The 17,060-nt window shown below is 40.5% G+C and carries 15 protein-coding genes; 1 reads left to right on the top strand and 14 read right to left on the bottom strand.

The features are described from left to right. Positions 1–14: 14 nt before the first annotated feature. The 6 genes from rpoZ to G630_RS23165 form a co-directional block, all read right to left on the bottom strand. Positions 15–296 carry a DNA-directed RNA polymerase subunit omega gene (rpoZ, locus tag G630_RS0100915; RefSeq protein ID WP_022760070.1) on the bottom strand — a complete coding sequence of 94 codons (282 nt, stop codon included), beginning with the start codon at positions 294–296 and terminating at the stop codon, positions 15–17. A 23-nt stretch (positions 297–319) separates the two neighbouring features. Then, positions 320–943, bottom strand: coding sequence for a guanylate kinase (gmk, locus tag G630_RS0100910; protein WP_026497450.1), 624 nt, complete (start codon positions 941–943; stop codon positions 320–322). An 18-nt stretch (positions 944–961) separates the two neighbouring features. Further along, positions 962–1,849 carry a YicC/YloC family endoribonuclease gene (locus G630_RS0100905; RefSeq protein WP_022760072.1) on the bottom strand — a complete coding sequence of 296 codons (888 nt, stop codon included), beginning with the start codon at positions 1,847–1,849 and terminating at the stop codon, positions 962–964. A gap of 211 nt (positions 1,850–2,060) precedes the next feature. Further along, positions 2,061–2,351 (bottom strand): leucine-rich repeat protein, encoded by a 291-nt coding sequence (locus tag G630_RS0100900; protein WP_026497449.1) that lies wholly within the window; start codon positions 2,349–2,351, stop codon positions 2,061–2,063. Positions 2,352–2,513: 162 nt separating this feature from the next. After that, entirely contained in the window at positions 2,514–4,307 is a 1,794-nt protein-coding gene (locus G630_RS0100895; protein ID WP_026497448.1) for an Rqc2 family fibronectin-binding protein, read from the bottom strand. A 2-nt stretch (positions 4,308–4,309) separates the two neighbouring features. Beyond that, on the bottom strand, positions 4,310–6,373 hold the full coding sequence (locus G630_RS23165; RefSeq protein ID WP_242829881.1) for an LTA synthase family protein: 2,064 nt from the start codon (positions 6,371–6,373) through the stop codon (positions 4,310–4,312). 259 nt (positions 6,374–6,632) lie between these two features. Here G630_RS23165 and G630_RS0100885 point away from each other — a divergent pair, with 259 nt between their 5' ends. Then, on the top strand, positions 6,633–7,475 hold the full coding sequence (locus tag G630_RS0100885; RefSeq protein ID WP_026497447.1) for a glycerophosphodiester phosphodiesterase family protein: 843 nt from the start codon (positions 6,633–6,635) through the stop codon (positions 7,473–7,475). Positions 7,476–7,497: 22 nt separating this feature from the next. Here G630_RS0100885 and G630_RS0100880 read toward each other — a convergent pair whose 3' ends face one another. The 8 genes from G630_RS0100880 to G630_RS0100840 form a co-directional block, all read right to left on the bottom strand. Next, positions 7,498–9,150, bottom strand: a complete 1,653-nt coding sequence (locus G630_RS0100880) for a putative polysaccharide biosynthesis protein (protein ID WP_026497446.1) — start codon at positions 9,148–9,150, stop codon at positions 7,498–7,500. Positions 9,151–9,154: 4 nt separating this feature from the next. Next, positions 9,155–10,600: a glycogen synthase GlgA gene (gene glgA, locus G630_RS0100875; protein WP_022760078.1), complete on the bottom strand. Its 1,446-nt coding sequence runs from the start codon at positions 10,598–10,600 to the stop codon at positions 9,155–9,157. Positions 10,601–10,642: 42 nt separating this feature from the next. Further along, a complete protein-coding gene (gene trpS, locus G630_RS0100870) occupies positions 10,643–11,737 on the bottom strand; it encodes a tryptophan--tRNA ligase (protein WP_022760079.1) in 1,095 nt (364 codons plus the stop codon). A gap of 51 nt (positions 11,738–11,788) precedes the next feature. Further along, positions 11,789–12,958 (bottom strand): cobalt-precorrin-5B (C(1))-methyltransferase, encoded by a 1,170-nt coding sequence (locus G630_RS0100865; RefSeq protein ID WP_026497445.1) that lies wholly within the window; start codon positions 12,956–12,958, stop codon positions 11,789–11,791. 534 nt (positions 12,959–13,492) lie between these two features. After that, positions 13,493–15,064 carry a transcription termination factor Rho gene (gene rho, locus G630_RS0100855; protein ID WP_026497444.1) on the bottom strand — a complete coding sequence of 524 codons (1,572 nt, stop codon included), beginning with the start codon at positions 15,062–15,064 and terminating at the stop codon, positions 13,493–13,495. A gap of 193 nt (positions 15,065–15,257) precedes the next feature. After that, the gene (locus G630_RS0100850) at positions 15,258–15,557 is read right to left on the bottom strand and encodes a hypothetical protein (protein ID WP_022760083.1); all 300 of its coding nucleotides are present in this window, start codon (positions 15,555–15,557) and stop codon (positions 15,258–15,260) included. A gap of 91 nt (positions 15,558–15,648) precedes the next feature. Beyond that, the gene (locus G630_RS0100845) at positions 15,649–16,560 is read right to left on the bottom strand and encodes an SPFH domain-containing protein (RefSeq protein WP_022760084.1); all 912 of its coding nucleotides are present in this window, start codon (positions 16,558–16,560) and stop codon (positions 15,649–15,651) included. 24 nt (positions 16,561–16,584) lie between these two features. Beyond that, positions 16,585–17,007 carry an NfeD family protein gene (locus G630_RS0100840; RefSeq protein ID WP_044958375.1) on the bottom strand — a complete coding sequence of 141 codons (423 nt, stop codon included), beginning with the start codon at positions 17,005–17,007 and terminating at the stop codon, positions 16,585–16,587. Between the last annotated feature and the right edge of the window lie 53 nt (positions 17,008–17,060).

The following is a 17,060-nucleotide window of genomic DNA, read 5'->3' as shown; positions in this document are numbered from 1 at the left end:
GTTACCTGAGGAAATTATTCCTCGACAGAATCCTCTTCCTTAGTTTCAAGAAGTGCTTCCTTCTCCTCGTCAGAAAGAATTCTGAGTTTATCGGCATTAAGTTCGTCAACAGCGATTGAAAGGAACTTCTCATTATCCTTAACTCTTACCATAGGCTCATCACCTGCGATAAGCTGTCTTGCTCTCTTAGCTGTTGCCATAACGATGGAATATCTTGAGCTGATGATAGGCTCATTTCCTTCCTCTACGTCCTTATTAACTACCTTCATAAGATCCACATATGACGGATGTATCATGTTAGTCCTCCATTTAAAAATAATTACTTTAACTCTGACAGCTGCGCCCTAATCTCTTCAATAAATTCCTTATTGCGATCAGGCGTATAATGGGCTGCCTGTATTATCTCATGCATCTGCTTAACGCAGACGTCAAGATCGTCATTGATTACTATATTATCATACTCGTCAATACCCTGTCCCTCTTCTTTTGCTCTGAGCATTCTTCCGTGTATGACATCATCAGTTTCGGTGCCTCTTCCACGAAGCCTCTTCTCGAGTTCCTCAACCGAAGGAGGTGTTACGAAAAGAAGAAGCGCCTGGGGGAATTTCTTCTTAATCTGAAGTGCACCCTGTATTTCTATTTCAAGAATTACATCCTTGCCGGCATCAAGCTTTTCCTGGACAAATTTCTTGGGAGTTCCATAGTAGTTTCCCACATAGCAGGCATGCTCCACAAGTCCGTCCTCCGCTATAAGCTTCTCAAATTCTTCCTTAGAGATGAAAAAATACTCTCTTCCATCTTCTTCTCCGGGTCTGGGATTTCTGGTAGTAGCCGATATTGATAACGCATAATTATCATATCTTTTAATCAGCTCCTTCATCAGAGTACCCTTTCCGGCACCGGAAAAACCGGAAACAACAACAATAATACCTTTGTTATTCATAAAGTCTTACTTCCTACCTTACTCAATATTCTGAATCTGTTCACGTACCTTCTCTACATCTGTCTTAAGGCTTATGCCCCTGTCAGATATCTCAAGATCTGTTGATTTAGATAAGATAGTATTGGACTCTCTGTTCATCTCCTGAGCAAGGAAATCCAGTTTTCTTCCTATTCCTTCCTTGTCGTCGCCCTTGTTAAGAGCATCTCTCATAGCTTTGATATGACTTCTTAAGCGAACAAGCTCCTCATCCACTGAAACCTTATCAGCATAAAGAGTAACCTCCATGATAAGTCTGTTCTCATCAACTGCCTTATCCTCAAGGAGTTCTTTAACCTTATCTCTAAGGCGGTTTCTGTACTCATCAATAATAATGGGGGATCTCTCTGTAATAAACTCAACGCTCTCCAGCATTCCTTCAAGCTTCTCATCGAGATCCTTGTGTAGAAATTCTCCCTCTTTCTGTCTTGCAGCGGCAAACTCTTCTCCGGCGCCATCAATTGCCTTCTTGAGAGTTCCCCACATCTCTTCTTCATCAAGCTCCGCATCCTCCATGCTGAAAACATCCGGATACTTTGAAAGTGAAGATACTCTGATATCATTGTCGATACCAAAATCTTCAGACATCTGCTTCAAGTACTCGAGATACTCGGCAGCAATTTCCTTGTTGTATCTGACTCTTGTATCAGTCTCAGAAAAGTCCTCATATGTTATGAAAACATCGACCTTTCCTCTTTTAATAAACTGCTTAAGTTCGTTTCTGATCTTGGACTCTAATGCATTAAACTTTTTTGGCATCTTGATATTGATATCAAGATAACGGTTGTTTACGGACTTCATCTCAACCGTAAACTTATGCTTCTCGTCGGCTACTTCACTTCGTCCATAGCCTGTCATACTACAAACCATAATTCCTCCTAACCGAAAATATTTTCACTTCCGGTCTTTCTATCGTTATTTGGCATAATTCTGATAGAAACACCTCTTTTATAATATGATGAAACAGCAGTTTTAGTCAATGATTTCAAGCTTAAACGCATATTATTATTGTCATTAAGAAAGACAGTGAAAATTGATTCCACTGTCTTTCTTAATTTCTGTTTTTCAGATTTAAAAGAGATTATTTTGTGATTGTCTGCTTTTTACCTGAGATTCCTCTGGCTTTCAATACTTTTGTATAACTCTTTAATTTACTCTTAGGAACCTTTACTTTTGCTTTGGTATTAATACCCTTAAACGCATTCTTACCAACCGTATTCTTGGAAAGACTAGTTGTCTTAATTCTTATATTCTTAAGGTTTTTGCATCCATAAAATGCGTTTTTACCGATTGATAATATGTTTTTCTCAATAGTAACTGACCTTAACTTGGTATTGTTCTTAAACGCATTTGGAGCAATCGCATAAACCATATAGTTTACGTCATCAACTGTTATGTTTGCAGGAATTGTAACGTTCTTGTCACTGCTGTTCTTAGACTTTACATAAATAACAGCATTTGAATTTACACCTGAAAACGTAACAATTTTTCATGACGAATTGCAAAAAAAAATTGTTACGTTTTATTTTTAGTCTTAATCAATTTCCTTAAGCGCGGAAATATCAGTACCTATAACCATTGAATAATTGGTATAATATACGACAAATCCTGGCTTTGCGCCTCCCGGCTTTTTGACATCCTTGCGCTTTAAGTAGTCAATCTCGACCTTGTCCTGTTCCTTGCCCTTTGAATAATAAGCCGCAAGGGATGCAGCCTCCTCGAAAGTTCTGTCCGGCACTTCTTTTCCTTCGGTGATGAGAACAACGTGAGACCCGGGTATGCCCTTTGCGTGGAACCACCAGTCTCCACCGTTGGCCATCTTGAAGGTAAGCTCATCGTTCTGGTAGTTGTTTTTCCCTACATAGATATGGAAACCGTCGCTACTGATATAGTGGAAGGGCTTACTCTTGGAATTTCGGCCACGGTTGTTCTTACCGTTTTTTCCTTTTCCGTTTATCCTGTCAGCGGCACTACCCTTTATATATCCGCCCTCTACAAGCTCTCTTCTGATATCCGTAAGATCCTCTTCCTGCCTTGCGATATCAAGAGAAGCAGCAATGGATTCCAGATGAGAAACTGTCTCTGAAACTTCCTTCATCTGAATCTCAAGCGCCTCAGCGGTTCTCTTCATCTTTGTATACTTATCAAAATATTTCTTGGCGTTCTGAGCAATAGTAAGTGTGGGATCAAGAGTTATCTTGACATCTTTTCCGGTATTGTAATCATTAACCGTTATCGACGTGGCATCAGGCTCAGCACTGTAGCCATATACTGTAAGAAGTTCGCCGTAAATCCTGTATTTATCCTTCTTCTCGGTGTCGCGGAGCTGATTGGTCTGAAGATCGAGCGTTCTGATATTTCTCTCAAGAGCAGTTGCTACCAATTTTCTGAGGTCTGAAGATTTTTGTCTGATCCTTGTAACAGTATTTTTCTCAGAATAAAAGTCCAGTAAAAGTGTCGATATCTCCTCATATTCTTTGTAAGAAGAATCCGCACCTTTATGATACATGGTAAGCGGAATTGCTGCATATTCCTTAGGCTTGTCGTTAATATAAATCAGTTCGGGAGCAAATTCATCATTCCTGATCCCTGTCATAACCTTATCAAAAGCATCCCACAGTCTGACACATTCATCGTTCTCAAGCGCAATAGCAGATTTATCAGAATCAATATCAGCCCTGTAGCATATTTCTCTTGAAACAACAGGTGAAAGGCCTGTGAAGCTCTCATAAAGAGCCTTGAAAACAGGCTGCCCTTTTGAAGGAACAAGACTCATAAACTCATCCTTGGTTACTTTCAGAGGATTAAGTTTATCCTGGGTTACAGGCACAAAATAATCTCGTCCCGGAAGTACTTCACGAACAGAACTCACAGATGATGGAATATGCTTAATTGAATCAATGATTTTATTATCTTCATCTACAAAAATGATGTTGCTGTATTTTCCCATGAGCTCCATTAGCAGCGTCTTATGTCGAAGATCCCCCATCTCATCCAAATGCTCAATCTCAATCCTGATGATCCTCTCAAACTCAGGCTGAAATACATCTATTATCTTGCCGTTTTGAATATGTTTTCTTAGAAGCATGCAGAAATTTGGTGCTGTCATGGGACTCTGCTTGTTTTCATCTGTCATATAGACAAGCGGAAGTGAAGCATCAGAGGACATAAAAAGTCGTCTCTGACCGCCACCGTTCTCCACAGCCTTGCGCACTGTAATTAAAAGTTCATCTTTTTCTGTCTGGGCGATCTTGTAGATTCGACCGCCTGTAAGTTCTTTTTTTATGTCGCGCACTATGTTGGCGACTGTAATTCCATCGAATGCCATTTTTAATATCTCCTGCATTCCTTATCAAGTAGGTCGAAGTTTACATAATCGGCCACTCTTCCGGTTGAATTATTTACTACGGCGAAATGCAGTCCCTTTCGCTCAATCATTATATTTTCATCATTAATTTCGAGAAGGAAATCTTTATCCTTAAAACTATCCCAGCTTCCCTTTAAATGATAGGATACGTTATCAGATGCAGTACCCTTGATATTTTGGTTTTCTTTAGTGACATGGCTGTCGTTCAGCTCGTTGTTAATTGCTGCAACTATAGTGACATCCTGTCCTTTTGGAATATCATCGCTTATGCCGAGAGCTTTTAACGCTGCAATGTTGTCATCTGTAAGTCTCATAGCGCCGCTCTTCCTGGTCGTGATAAATACAGTATATTCACCACTCTCCGCATACGCTTTCAAAGCTTCGAGATACTCCTGAAGGTCAGTCTGCTTAAGGTGCATATCACCTCTTTGTGAAAAGAGACTAATATCAGAACCAAGAGCCCCCTTACAAATAATATTGAAGTCTGTATCACCGGGATTTATCTCACTTGCAGGTATATCTACAGAATATGATCCATCCGCGTTTAAAGCCATGTTATAGGTCATAAGGCTGTCGTAATTTCCATCCTTCCTTACATCGACCTGAATACCCTCGATTTTTTCAACAACTCCCGTAATGTCACTTACTGTTACTTTAACTATATCTCCCTGCTCTTCGATGCTGCAGTTTGCAGACGCTCCCTCATAGTTTTGTTCCATCGCCATTTCATCGGTTATTCCGGCAAGTTCATTCATAAAGTGAGATTTTCTATTAAGCTCACTTTCTTCAAGTTCCATTCCATATTTTTCAAGAAGAGTCTGCTCACTTGAAAACAGATTTGCTCCAAGTCCAAGCCTGTCACCCTCAATAGATGCACCTAAAGCAGCAACTGTTGTCGGGAACATATCGAAGGTTGTATATTCCCTAAGGTCAGCTCCATCCCTTGATGTACCGGGATTAATAATGCAGGTGTATACCTTCCTTGTATAATCCTCCGGTATTTCCGCACAAAAATCAGCATCCATTGTAGGATGGTCGCCCACAAGAACTATGGTTGTATTTTCATAGAAATCCTGCTCTTTTATCCAGTTTACAAACTCTGTAGCCTGTCTGCTTGCACATGCAAATACGTTGGAATACTGATCCTCAAACTCATCTTCACACAATCTGCAGACATAACCATCCTCAAAATGAGTATCAACGGTAAGAAGTGTCAGATTGAAGGGTTCATCCGATTTGGACAGCTCACTGAGACGGTTTTTAGCATATTCATAGAGTTTCTCATCCTCAAAGCCCCACCATACACCATAATCCTGGGGTATCCATCCCTGGTCCTTGGCATAAGGATAGTCAACTATGCCATAATCACCGTGCGTCTTAAAGAAGAGCTCTCTTCCGCCAAAACTGGCATTTGAACCGCAAAGGTATTCCTGATGATAGCCCTCATCCTTTAAAATATCACCTATTGCCCTTACAGTCGGGAAGAATGTCTCCTGCTCCGACATGCTGTTTGCATCAATGCTTATCTGTAGAGGAAGTCCTGTGGACTGAGCAAAAATAGCACCCATTGTCCAATCGGTTCCGGGCATGGAAAAACCGCCGTTAAGCTTATCTGAACCATCTCCGAAAAACTCATGCGAAAGTGCCAGGTCCGTAAGCTCAGGAATTCGACTCTTTTCAAAAGCTCCGCCATGCTCAGAATCGCTGTCTGTAACTTCAGTGGATTCGAGGTAGATGTAAACCAGATTTCTCTTCTTCTCAGGGAAATCGATGTTTACGGAATTGGGATCCACGTAATTGTCCTTAATAAAGGTGGATGCATGCAGCTGCTGATCAATATATGAAGTCATATCCAGCTGAATCCACGTATACGCAACAAAAGCCACAAGAGCAATAATAGATGCTCCGATCGCTATCAGGGTCTTTTTCCCTTTAAATGCATCGTTTGCAAGCAGCAGAAATAAAAAGATTATAAGTGCTGCCACACATGTTGGCAGAAATGCTCTCATAATAAAAAGTTTTATCATAGCATGTGACGCGCCCGACAAAGACATCTTTACATTGAAAACAAGCTCGTTCACTGTCATGGTATTCCAGGTATTGAAAAACCAAAGAGATGTAAACAAGAGTAAAAACGGTATTGATAATAATAATGTTAAAAACAGGTATTTTATTATATTTCTTTTCTTCACGACAGTTCCTTAAATGTTATAATTATTTTTGATTTCACCAAACTACAATATTTTAGCATAATAAGCCCTAACAAACTATAAGGATTCACTACTTATGTTCATTACATCATTCAAAAAATCTAAGCTGAATATCATACTTATCATGGCAGTTACTCTGTCACTTTTTTTATCTGCATGTTCTTCAGGCAAGGTTCCTGACAACATAGAAGCCATGCGCAGTTTTTTTTTAGAGAATAAATATATAATCCATGCATGTGGTTTTGTAAGTGATGATGAAGGCACTTTATACGATTATACGAATTCAAAGGAAGCTCTTGAAAACAGTCTCTTAGCAGGAAACAGAATTATCGAGGTTGATTTTCATTACACAAGTGACGGCACCCTTGTCTGCGGTAAGGCCTGGGGTGATCTCTATCTTGACGGCAAGCAGATGACTCCCGGAGAAGCTCCGACTCTTTCGGATTATCTTCAGTGTAAAATATTGGACAAATTCACTGTTCTCACTTTTGATGATATTGCAAATTATATGCGTGAATATACGGATATGATTGTTGTCACTGATACAAAAGAAACGAATATTGAAACATATAAAATGATAGCCTCTTCCTATCCTGATCTCACAGACAGATTTGTCGTTCAGATATATCATGCATCAGAATATGATGAGGTGAAAAAGGCCGGTTTCCCTTATATCATCTATACCTTATATGAAACTGATGATAGCGAACGGACAGAAGAAGCACTTATAAAAGCATCTAAAAAGCCTCTTGTCGGCTTTACTTTTCATACAGACCTAACTTTCGATGATGAATTTATGAGAATCATGAAAGAGACAAATACTCCGCTTTTTGTACATACGGTTAATGATGATGAACAAATAAAAAAATACCTGAGCGAAGGAATCTCAGGTATTTATACGGATCGTACAGATCTATAGCTTTCCCCTTTGGGAAAAGGGATTAACTTTTCATAATATGTACCTTCTTCAGAAGGCCTACCAATGTATGACCCTTAGGGAAGGATTTAAGCTCTTCTTCAGTAACCGCATTCGTTCTTACCATTCCTACTGCATATATAATTACTGCTACAAAAACAGCAATCATAACAGCAAATAGGTTTACAAAATAGTCACGTGAAATAAACTTTTCGAATAAGAGCTTAAACAGCTCATACACTCCCCACGCAACTGTTCCCATTACGGCAGATACCCCTGCAGGGAGCAGATACATCTTCATAATATCCTGTTTAACGTTAAGCACTTTTGAAATTGAATGTTCATTCAAAACACACATCAAAAATGAATAAGTTATAGTCACGATAGCAAGAGCCTTATTTCCAAGATTTGTGAAAAGAAGGAGTACCACAAGCAGTGCCGTCTGAACAATAAGAGCAAAGGTAGCATTTAAAACCGGTGCGTTCACCCTTCCTATACCTTGCAAAATTGCATTGCTAACTGTTGATAGCGAATAAAAAACAACAGTAACAGCAAGCATCTGCATTAAAAATCCAGCCTCATGTATAGTCGCCCTTTGCGGAAACAAAAGCATAATTATAGGATCAGCAAGGGCAAAAAGTCCAACTGCGGAAGGAATAGCTATCATATTGATCATACGATATACCTTCTCAACAAGCGCTTCTGTTCTTTCATAGTTCTTTTGCGCAAAGTAAGTTGATATGCTCGGCATAATTGTTGCCGCAGTAGCTGCCGCGATCGATATCGGGAAATTTGCTATCACCACCGCTTTTTGTGAAAAAACGCCATATCTAGTGACTACCTCATTGTGAGGAATATTCTTGCTATAGGTCATTATCTTTGAAAAAAGCGTGGAATTCATTGTAGTTGATAAATTATATATAGCAGTACTCAAAATAAAAGGCGTAACTATCATAATAATCAGTCTGAATATCTCTTTATACTGCATATCCTCATGATGATCATGAATTACTTTTCTGTTTATATAATCCTTATTGATACTGTATACAAAATACATAAATATCAGTGCTATAACCACACCGGACCCTGTTCCAAGTGAGCTTCCTATTGCACCATACATGGCTCTGGTAGAATCATCGCTTCCTTTCGAAATAGCAAATTTCACAAGAAAATAAGCTGCTCCCACAGAAACAAAAGCATTCAAAAATTGCTCAACAAGCTGCGATACACTTGTTGGCACCATCGTTCTGTGAGCCTGAAAGTATCCTCGCAAAACTCCAAGAGGTCCGAATATTAAAATTACAGGTGCAAAAAACCTGAGAACCGGAATTGAATATCCGTCTACAAGAAACGGCGCCCCAAAGAAGACAAAAAGACTTCCAATCCCACCGACTACGCACACATAAATAAGCGCACAGTGAAAAATCCGCTGTGCGTTGCGATACTCGTGTACAGCAAGCTTCTGCGATATGATTTTACTCATGGCAGAAGGTATGCTGTACGCCGAAATCAACAATACAATTGAATAAATATTGTAAGCCGTACTGTAATATCCATTGCCCTCATCACCAATAATTCCGGTAAGAGGAGCACGGTATAATAGACCGATAATTCTTGATATTATTCCGGCAGTTGCAAGGACACTTCCCTGCACAATCATGTTTTTCTTTTTGCTCATATTATTATGGTCTAAGCCAATCGTACATCTCCTGATATTTGGATGCCGAAACCTCCCATGAGAAGTTGGCAGCCATTGCACGATCAATCATCTTGTTCCATTCACGCTTGTTATCATAGTATACTCTCTCAGCTTCGCGAACAGTACGCATCATCTCATGCGCATTGTAGTTAAGGAAGCCGAAGCCTGTACCCTTGCTCTCATACTGATTGTAAGGCTCAACGGTATCGGTAAGTCCTCCGGTCTGTCTGACAATCGGAATAGAACCATATCTAAGCGCCATCAGCTGTGAAAGTCCGCAGGGCTCAAACAGCGAAGGCATAAGGAAAGCATCAGATGCTGCATAAATCTTATGTGACAAAGGATTGGAATAAAAAATATTCGCAGAAACCTTTTCCGGGAACTTCCATGCAAAGTGACGGAACATATTCTCATATTGTTCTTCACCTGTTCCGAGAACAACTATCTGAATTGCATCCTGACAGAGCTCATCCAGAACATAAGCTATAAGGTCAAAGCCCTTCTGATCGGTAAGTCTTGAAATAATACCGATCAACATTGTCTTATCATCCTCGGGAAGTCCAAGCTCTCTCTGAAGTGCTCTCTTATTCTTCACCTTCTCCTTGCGGAAATTGATTGCATTATAAGGATAATCCAGGAACTTATCTGTCTCGGGATTGAATTCCGTATAATCAATACCATTGACAATACCGCGAAGGTCATTGGTTCTGGCTCTCAATAGACCATCTAGACCTTCTCCGTAAAACTCGGTTTTAATTTCTTCAGCATAAGTACTGCTGACGGTTGTGATCGCATCAGCATATACGATACCGCCCTTAAGCAGGTTGGCATCCTTGTAATATCCAAGCTTATCGGGTGTGAAGTAATAATCCGGAAGTCCTGTGATATCCTGAACATCCTTTGCATCCCATTTACCCTGGAATTTCAGGTTATGAATTGTCATTATAGACTTTATGCCACGGAAAAATTCATTACCCTGGAATCTCTCCTTAAGGTAAACCGGGATAAGACCTGTCTGCCAGTCGTGGCAATGAATTATATCAGGTCTGAATCCTATAACCGGAAGAATTGAAAGCGCAGCCTTGCTGAAATATGCAAACTTCTCAATCTCCCAGATAACATCTCCGCTATAGGGAGCCATTCCGTTAAAGAAATACTCATTATCTATAAAGTAGTACTTTATGCCTTCAACCTCAGCATAAAAGATTCCCACATACTCGCTCTTCCAGTGAAAATCCATGTAAAAATTCGAAACATATTCGAGCTTATCCTTCATCTCCTGTGCCATACAGGTATATTTAGGAAGTATAACTCTGACATCGAAATACTTCTTATCAATGTCCTTAGGCAGAGAGCCAACAACATCTGCAAGTCCGCCGGTTTTAATAAATGGTACGCCTTCTGATGCAACAAATAGAATGTTCTTCATGTAGTGCCTCCATCATTTGGAAGATTTTTTATTAACAGGCGATCAGTCTTCTGTCACCTGATATTTCGCAGACTGCATAGCTATAAGCTCTTCATCTGAGAAATAATCGATTTTCATAGCCTTCTTAACGTCACTGAGAGTCTGTGCTGCAACCTCTTCTGCAACTTCCGAGCCCTTCTTGATAACGTCATATACATACGGAATATCCTTCTGGAATTCCTCTCTGCGCTTTCTGATAGGCTCAAGCTCGGACTGGAGGACATTGTTAAGGAACTTCTTAACCTTAACATCTCCAAGGCCGCCTCTCTTGTAGTGAGCCTTCATCTCATCGAGATTTGCATAATCGGGAGCAAACTCAGCAAAATGCTCATCCTTTGCAAATGCATCAAGATAAATAAATACCGGATTGTTCTCAACTTCGCCCGGATCCTCAACGCGAAGGTGATTAGGATCTGTGAACATTCCCATTACCTTCTTTTTTATCATCTCCGGTGACTCTGAAAGGTAAATACAGTTTCCAAGTGATTTGCTCATCTTAGCTGTTCCGTCGGTACCCGGAAGACGAAGACAAGCTGCATTATCCGGAAGCAGGATGTTCGGCTCAACAAGCGCTTCACCGTATACTGAATTGAATTTTCTTACAATTTCTCTGCACTGCTCAATCATTGGCTCCTGATCCTCTCCAACGGGAACAGTTGTAGCCTTAAATGCGGTAATATCAGCAGCCTGGCTTATTGGATATGTAAAAAATCCAACCGGAATGCTTGTTTCAAAATTTCTCATCTGTATTTCAGACTTTACTGTGGGATTTCTCTGAAGTCTGGATACTGTAACAAGATTCATGTAATAGAATGTAAGCTCTGTAAGTTCAGGTATCTGTGACTGTACAAAAAGCGTGCTCTTTGCGGGATCAAGACCTACCGCGAGATAATCGAGCGCAACCTCAATGACATTCTGTCTCACCTTCTCGGGATTCTCGGCATTGTCTGTAAGAGCCTGAGCATCCGCGATCATAATGAAAATATCATCAAACTCCCCTGAATTCTGGAGTTCCACTCTCCTTCTGAGTGAACCGACATAATGACCGACATGAAGCTTCCCCGTCGGGCGATCGCCGGTAAGTATAACTTTGCGCATAACTTTTTCCATCTCCTTAAAATATATAATTAAATATTATATCAAAAAACCTTATTTTTTTATAGATAGTGCAAACTGTTCTCTGCTAACACATGCAATAACATCTCCGATATCGGGAGTCTGTCCCAGAATGCCGTAATCCTGATGAATCGGAATAACTCCAAACTTCATAGCTTTACCGCCGATTCTGTTCTGAACATAATCGCCTATCTTCACACAGATACTTTGCATTACCGCATCACGGATTCCCCATTCCGTGAGCTTTGCGAGCATCTGATCCGTGGTTGCCAGATCCTGAAGGATTCTGGCCTGGGATATAGTTCCACCCGCTAATACCGTATGAAGTGAAAATACTTCTCGCCTTCCGTCAGCATTCCAGGTATGAGTATCCATAATACCCGCAGCCAGTCTGATAAGCTTTGAAGCATTTCCGACAAGCAGGAAATTTTCCATTCCAACCATTGCTGCCATATCAAGTGTGTCACCTATGTAGTTTCTGCATCTTATGCAGTGCGCCATTGATATATGGGTATTATCCTGTATATATTTATGTCCTGCATTACCCGGAACCGCAATAACATTCCTTATCCCGGATTCATATTGCTCCTGAATGGCACCTGCGATTTCCGATAAAACATCGTCCTGTGAAGTTCTGGCAACGGAACCGTTACCCCCGGTAATACTAAACTGCAATGAGCTGTTATTATACGATATGGCTGAAACAGTTATTTTTATAAGCGGCATTATATCCGCAAAATGGATCGCATCCGCAACAGCCTCGAAAATTACATCTCTCGCTTCCTTATCAATATTCGCAAATCCGGCAGGTACTCCATGCTCAGCAGCAGTAAGCCTGCTTATACCTTCTCCGCCATCAAGATACAGATTAATATATTCCGGTTTTATATATATATCATCCGGAATATCCGTCATCTTCCTTACACGCTCAACCGTCACATGAACTTCCGAAGCACCGGAAAGCCCCTGAATATTTACATTGCCGAGAACAACACAGAATTCACGAAGCGCATGGTTTTCAGGATGCGGAATAAAGCGAACGGGAACATTGACCGGTCTGCCATCATCAGTATGAAATTCTATAGACTCGTAACTAATGCGCAAAAGTAGCGACGAAGCAGCAGCTTTTGCTGCCACCGCAGCAATCGCTCCCCCGGATAATGAAGAAATATTTGAAAAAACGTTCATGCCTTTTTGAATCATTGATTTCCCCCCAGGCGGTGTTCGTTTATTAGTCATTTTTATAAAAATAGTATAACATGTTTTACTCTAAGGCGCTTTATTATTGGAAAATTCTTTTATATTTACTCGTCATTATAGACACATAATATTCTAAAATTCGTTCGTGATTAGATATAATTTCGAATTATTTTATATTTAGTTTATGAATTGTCCATATTCTGTACAAATTTACTCTTTACTATAAATTTAACAGGAGTTAGAACTTCTGACTCCCCCAACAAAACTTTTTTCATACCGGGTTGTCGGGTTCCCCACCTGACAACCCCTCCTCCCAAAAAACGCCCCGGCGTTTATTTTTTTGGAATGATACGGGAGGGGATGCGGATGTGTTAGGCCAAAACGGCCTCCTTGATAATCGTACGATTGTAGAAAAACAAATTTCTATATTGCATACAAAAACAGAAAGAGAGCTTAATATATTGGATTTAAACTGATTATGCGTATTTTGCAACGAGGTTTAAAGACAATATATTAAGCTCTCTTTCGTCATGTATATCAATATCTTGAAATCTGTTTTTCTACAAGTCGTACGAATTCCTGGTTGGTGCGGGTTTTGGAGAACATGTTTATGCACTGGTCTACAGCTTCGTCTGCCTTCATGCCGTTGAATCCCTTGCGAAGTGCATTAACTGCTGCGAGTTCTTCGGGCTTGAGAAGAAGATCTTCGCGTCTGGTACTGGACTTGGGAATATTGATAGCAGGGAATATTCTCTTCTCCTGCATCTTTCTGTCGAGAACCATTTCCATGTTACCTGTTCCCTTGAATTCCTCATATATAACATCGTCCATCTTGGAACCTGTCTCTACAAGTGCTGTAGCAAGGATTGTAAGACTTCCGCCCTGTCTCATGTTTCTTGCTGCGCCGAAGAATCTCTTGGGCATATGAAGAGCCGCCGGATCAAGACCTCCGGAAAGTGTTCTTCCTGACGGAGGAACTACAATATTGTATGCTCTTGTAAGTCTTGTAATTGAATCAAGAAGAATCATAACGTCCTTGTTGTGCTCAACAAGTCGCTTAGCACGCTCGATAACCATCTCGGATACTCTCTTATGATGCTCCGGAAGCTCGTCGAAGGTTGAATAGATAACCTCTGCATTAGGTCCCTCAATACTCTCCTTGATATCCGTAACTTCCTCAGGACGCTCGTCTATGAGAAGAACTATAAGGTGAATATCGGGATTACTTCTCTTTACTGAAAGAGCAACATCTTTAAGAAGTGTTGTCTTTCCTGCCTTAGGAGGTGAAACAATCATTCCACGCTGTCCTTTACCGATAGGCGAGATCATATCCATGATTCTCATTGCTATCGTGCAGCCGGGATGTTCAAGAACAATCTGCTGATTCGGGAAAATGGGGGTCATCTTTTCAAAATCCCATCTGCCCATAGCAACTTCGGGCTTATAGCCGTTTATTGAATTAAGCTGGAGCAGTGCTCCGAACTTATCGTTTTCCTTTTTCTGTCTGGCAATACCTTTAAGAATATCACCGGTTTTGAGATTATACTTTCTTATCATACCCGGAGCAACATAAACATCGTTCTCACCGGGAAGATAATTCTCGCATCTGATAAATCCAAAACCATCCTGCATTACTTCAAGAATACCGTCTGCTTCTATTCCATTGGCAATTTCAGCCTCATCGGCAGGAGTTTCCTTTTTTGCGTAGGATTCCTGGGATTCTGAAGAAGACTTTTGTTCCTTATTCTCAGCGGGCTTTGCCTCGTTAGAATTCTTATCTTGAGCCTTTTTCTCTGCAGGCTTCTTATCTGCTCCGTCATTTCTGCTGTTATCGGCAATAATAACCTTCTTCTTGCCGGGCTTTTTTTGTGCAGGTTTATCGTTTGATTCATTTGCACTTTTTGCAGGCTTCTTTTCTGATCCCTTTGTCTCAGCTTCTTTTGCCTCAGCTGCCTTTGCCTTAGCTTCCTCAGCCTGCTGTTTCTCATAGAGCTCCAAAAGAGCATCAATGAGTTCAGATTTCTTCATTGTTGTAACACTCTTAATTCCATTCTGCTTTGCAAGATCGCGAAGGGACGCAAGTGTTAGTGTCTCTAATTTTTCTCTCAAATCTAATTCCTTTCTTATAAATTCAAATTATAAAAAACAATTGGAAAAAGTAATCGAAAACTTAAAAATTAAGTCTGATTGTCGATAAGCTAATGCTTCAAGATAAAAACTACCTTCGACTAAACATCACAATACATCATAAAATAAGAAATATCAATAGAAATTTTTTTAAGATTTTATTAAATAAGGGGAATTATTCATTCCCCTTACCACTGTCTATCATAATACCGATAGCTTCTTTTGCAACCTCATACAGAGTAGCCATCTGTTTTGCGCCTTCATCATCCATTTCGGCAAGCTTATTGTACTGTGAAGTAAAATAGTTTTTTGCCTGAATGACTGTCGCACTCGATATAACTCTGCCGTTACTCATAATTGTACCGGTCTCGGAATTATATCTTCCGGTTGTTGTTTTAAATTTTTGTGCATCGCCCATTCCCATGGATTGTGCGAGCGAGTGAATAAGTGCTTCTCTTCCCTTATTATCTGCCATAGTAATCCCCTCATCCGTCAGCTGCGCTGACGCCTTCCCCTACAAGGGGAAGGCTATGATAATAAAATAGTTATTCTCACAAAATATCAGATTACTTCGCTACAACTTCCTTGATAGATTCAGCGAGACCTGCTACGCCTGCGATACTGCTGGGTACAATAATCTTTGTAGCCTGTCCGTTTGCGGCCTTCTCAAAAGCTTCGAGACTCTTAATTGTAAGAACAGACTCGTCAGCACCGGCATCCTTAAGCATCTGGATACCATCAGCATTAGCCTTCTGGACGCTTCTAATAGCCTCTGCTTTACCTTCAGCTTCTCTGATCTGCTTCTCCTTCTCGGCCTCAGCCTTGAGGATTGTTGCCTGCTTATCAGCCTCTGCCTGAAGAATCTTACTCTGCTTTTCACCCTCTGCAACTGTGATAGCTGACTGCTTCTCACCTTCTGCGAAGAGGATCTTTTCTCTCTTTTCACGCTCAGCCTTCATCTGCTTCTCCATGGCATCACGAATCTGCTCCGGAGGATTGATGTTCTTAAGCTCTACTCGTGTAATCTTAATACCCCATGGATCTGTTGCTATGTCAAGAGCATCCTGCATCTGAGCATTGATCTGGTCACGGCTGGTAAGTGTTTCATCAAGTGTAAGTGATCCGATTACATTACGAAGAGTTGTTGCTGTAAGATTTTCAATAGCTCCTATCGGATTTCTTACTCCGTATGCATAAGCCTTGGGATCAGAAATTCTAAAGAACACGATTGAGTCTATCTGCATTGTTACATTATCCTGAGTGATAACAGGCTGAGGCGGGAAATCACAGTACTGTTCCTTAAGATCAACCTTTCTTGCAATTCTGTCGATAAAAGGAACCATAAAGTGAAGACCGACATCCCAAGTTTCCTTGTATGCACCGAGACGCTCAACAATAAATGAGTGAGCCTGCGGTACAATCTTGATATTTAGTGCAATCAGAACAAGAATTAAAACTATGATAATAAATATTGGCATAACTTCTCCTCCTTCTTCATACCTTTAAGCTTTCTTTACGATAAGCTTATTGCCCTCAACTTTTTCAATAATAACTGTTTCCCCTGATGAAATATTAACCTCATCATCCATACTTCTTGCGTTCCAGGTAGTCCCATCAAGAATCACGGCGCCTGTCTCCTTGATATTGTCTATATCCTTGGAGACAGTAACCTTTCTTCCGGGAACCGCATCGATGTTGGTCTTAACAATTCTTCCGCCAAGCAGTCTTACCGATACCGGTCTTACCAAAAGCAACATGACAATTGAAACCAGAATAAAAACCACTATCTGCAGCGGAACCGAAAAACCGAGCACAGCCATAATAAATGCTGCCAAAGCTCCGATTGCAAACCATATGGTGGAAAGCCCCTGTGTCAATATTTCAAAAACAGCTAATATTATGGTAAGTATCAGCCAAAATATCATAGGCGACACTCCAAATAACGTATTGTACATGTCAGTCACCCCACTTTATCATA

This window comes from Butyrivibrio sp. WCD2001, assembly GCF_000424485.1.
Lineage (GTDB): Bacteria > Bacillota > Clostridia > Lachnospirales > Lachnospiraceae > Butyrivibrio.
This window is presented reverse-complemented; position numbering and strand designations above follow the sequence as displayed.

Bases quoted from the DNA above. Each gene is read 5' to 3' on its own strand.
- G630_RS0100850 (WP_022760083.1), bottom strand. From the start codon at position 15,557: ATGGCAGATAATAAGGGAAGAGAAGCACTTATTCACTCGCTCGCACAA.
- G630_RS0100840 (WP_044958375.1), bottom strand. From the start codon at position 17,007: ATGATATTTTGGCTGATACTTACCATAATATTAGCTGTTTTTGAAATA.
- gmk (WP_026497450.1), bottom strand. From the start codon at position 943: ATGAATAACAAAGGTATTATTGTTGTTGTTTCCGGTTTTTCCGGTGCC.
- G630_RS0100845 (WP_022760084.1), bottom strand. From the start codon at position 16,560: ATGCCAATATTTATTATCATAGTTTTAATTCTTGTTCTGATTGCACTA.
- G630_RS0100880 (WP_026497446.1), bottom strand. From the start codon at position 9,150: ATGAGCAAAAAGAAAAACATGATTGTGCAGGGAAGTGTCCTTGCAACT.
- glgA (WP_022760078.1), bottom strand. From the start codon at position 10,600: ATGAAGAACATTCTATTTGTTGCATCAGAAGGCGTACCATTTATTAAA.
- G630_RS0100885 (WP_026497447.1), top strand. From the start codon at position 6,633: ATGTTCATTACATCATTCAAAAAATCTAAGCTGAATATCATACTTATC.
- trpS (WP_022760079.1), bottom strand. From the start codon at position 11,737: ATGCGCAAAGTTATACTTACCGGCGATCGCCCGACGGGGAAGCTTCAT.
- G630_RS0100905 (WP_022760072.1), bottom strand. From the start codon at position 1,849: ATGGTTTGTAGTATGACAGGCTATGGACGAAGTGAAGTAGCCGACGAG.
- G630_RS23165 (WP_242829881.1), bottom strand. From the start codon at position 6,373: ATGATAAAACTTTTTATTATGAGAGCATTTCTGCCAACATGTGTGGCA.
- G630_RS0100895 (WP_026497448.1), bottom strand. From the start codon at position 4,307: ATGGCATTCGATGGAATTACAGTCGCCAACATAGTGCGCGACATAAAA.
- G630_RS0100900 (WP_026497449.1), bottom strand. From the start codon at position 2,351: ATGGTTTATGCGATTGCTCCAAATGCGTTTAAGAACAATACCAAGTTA.
- rpoZ (WP_022760070.1), bottom strand. From the start codon at position 296: ATGATACATCCGTCATATGTGGATCTTATGAAGGTAGTTAATAAGGAC.
- G630_RS0100865 (WP_026497445.1), bottom strand. From the start codon at position 12,958: ATGATTCAAAAAGGCATGAACGTTTTTTCAAATATTTCTTCATTATCC.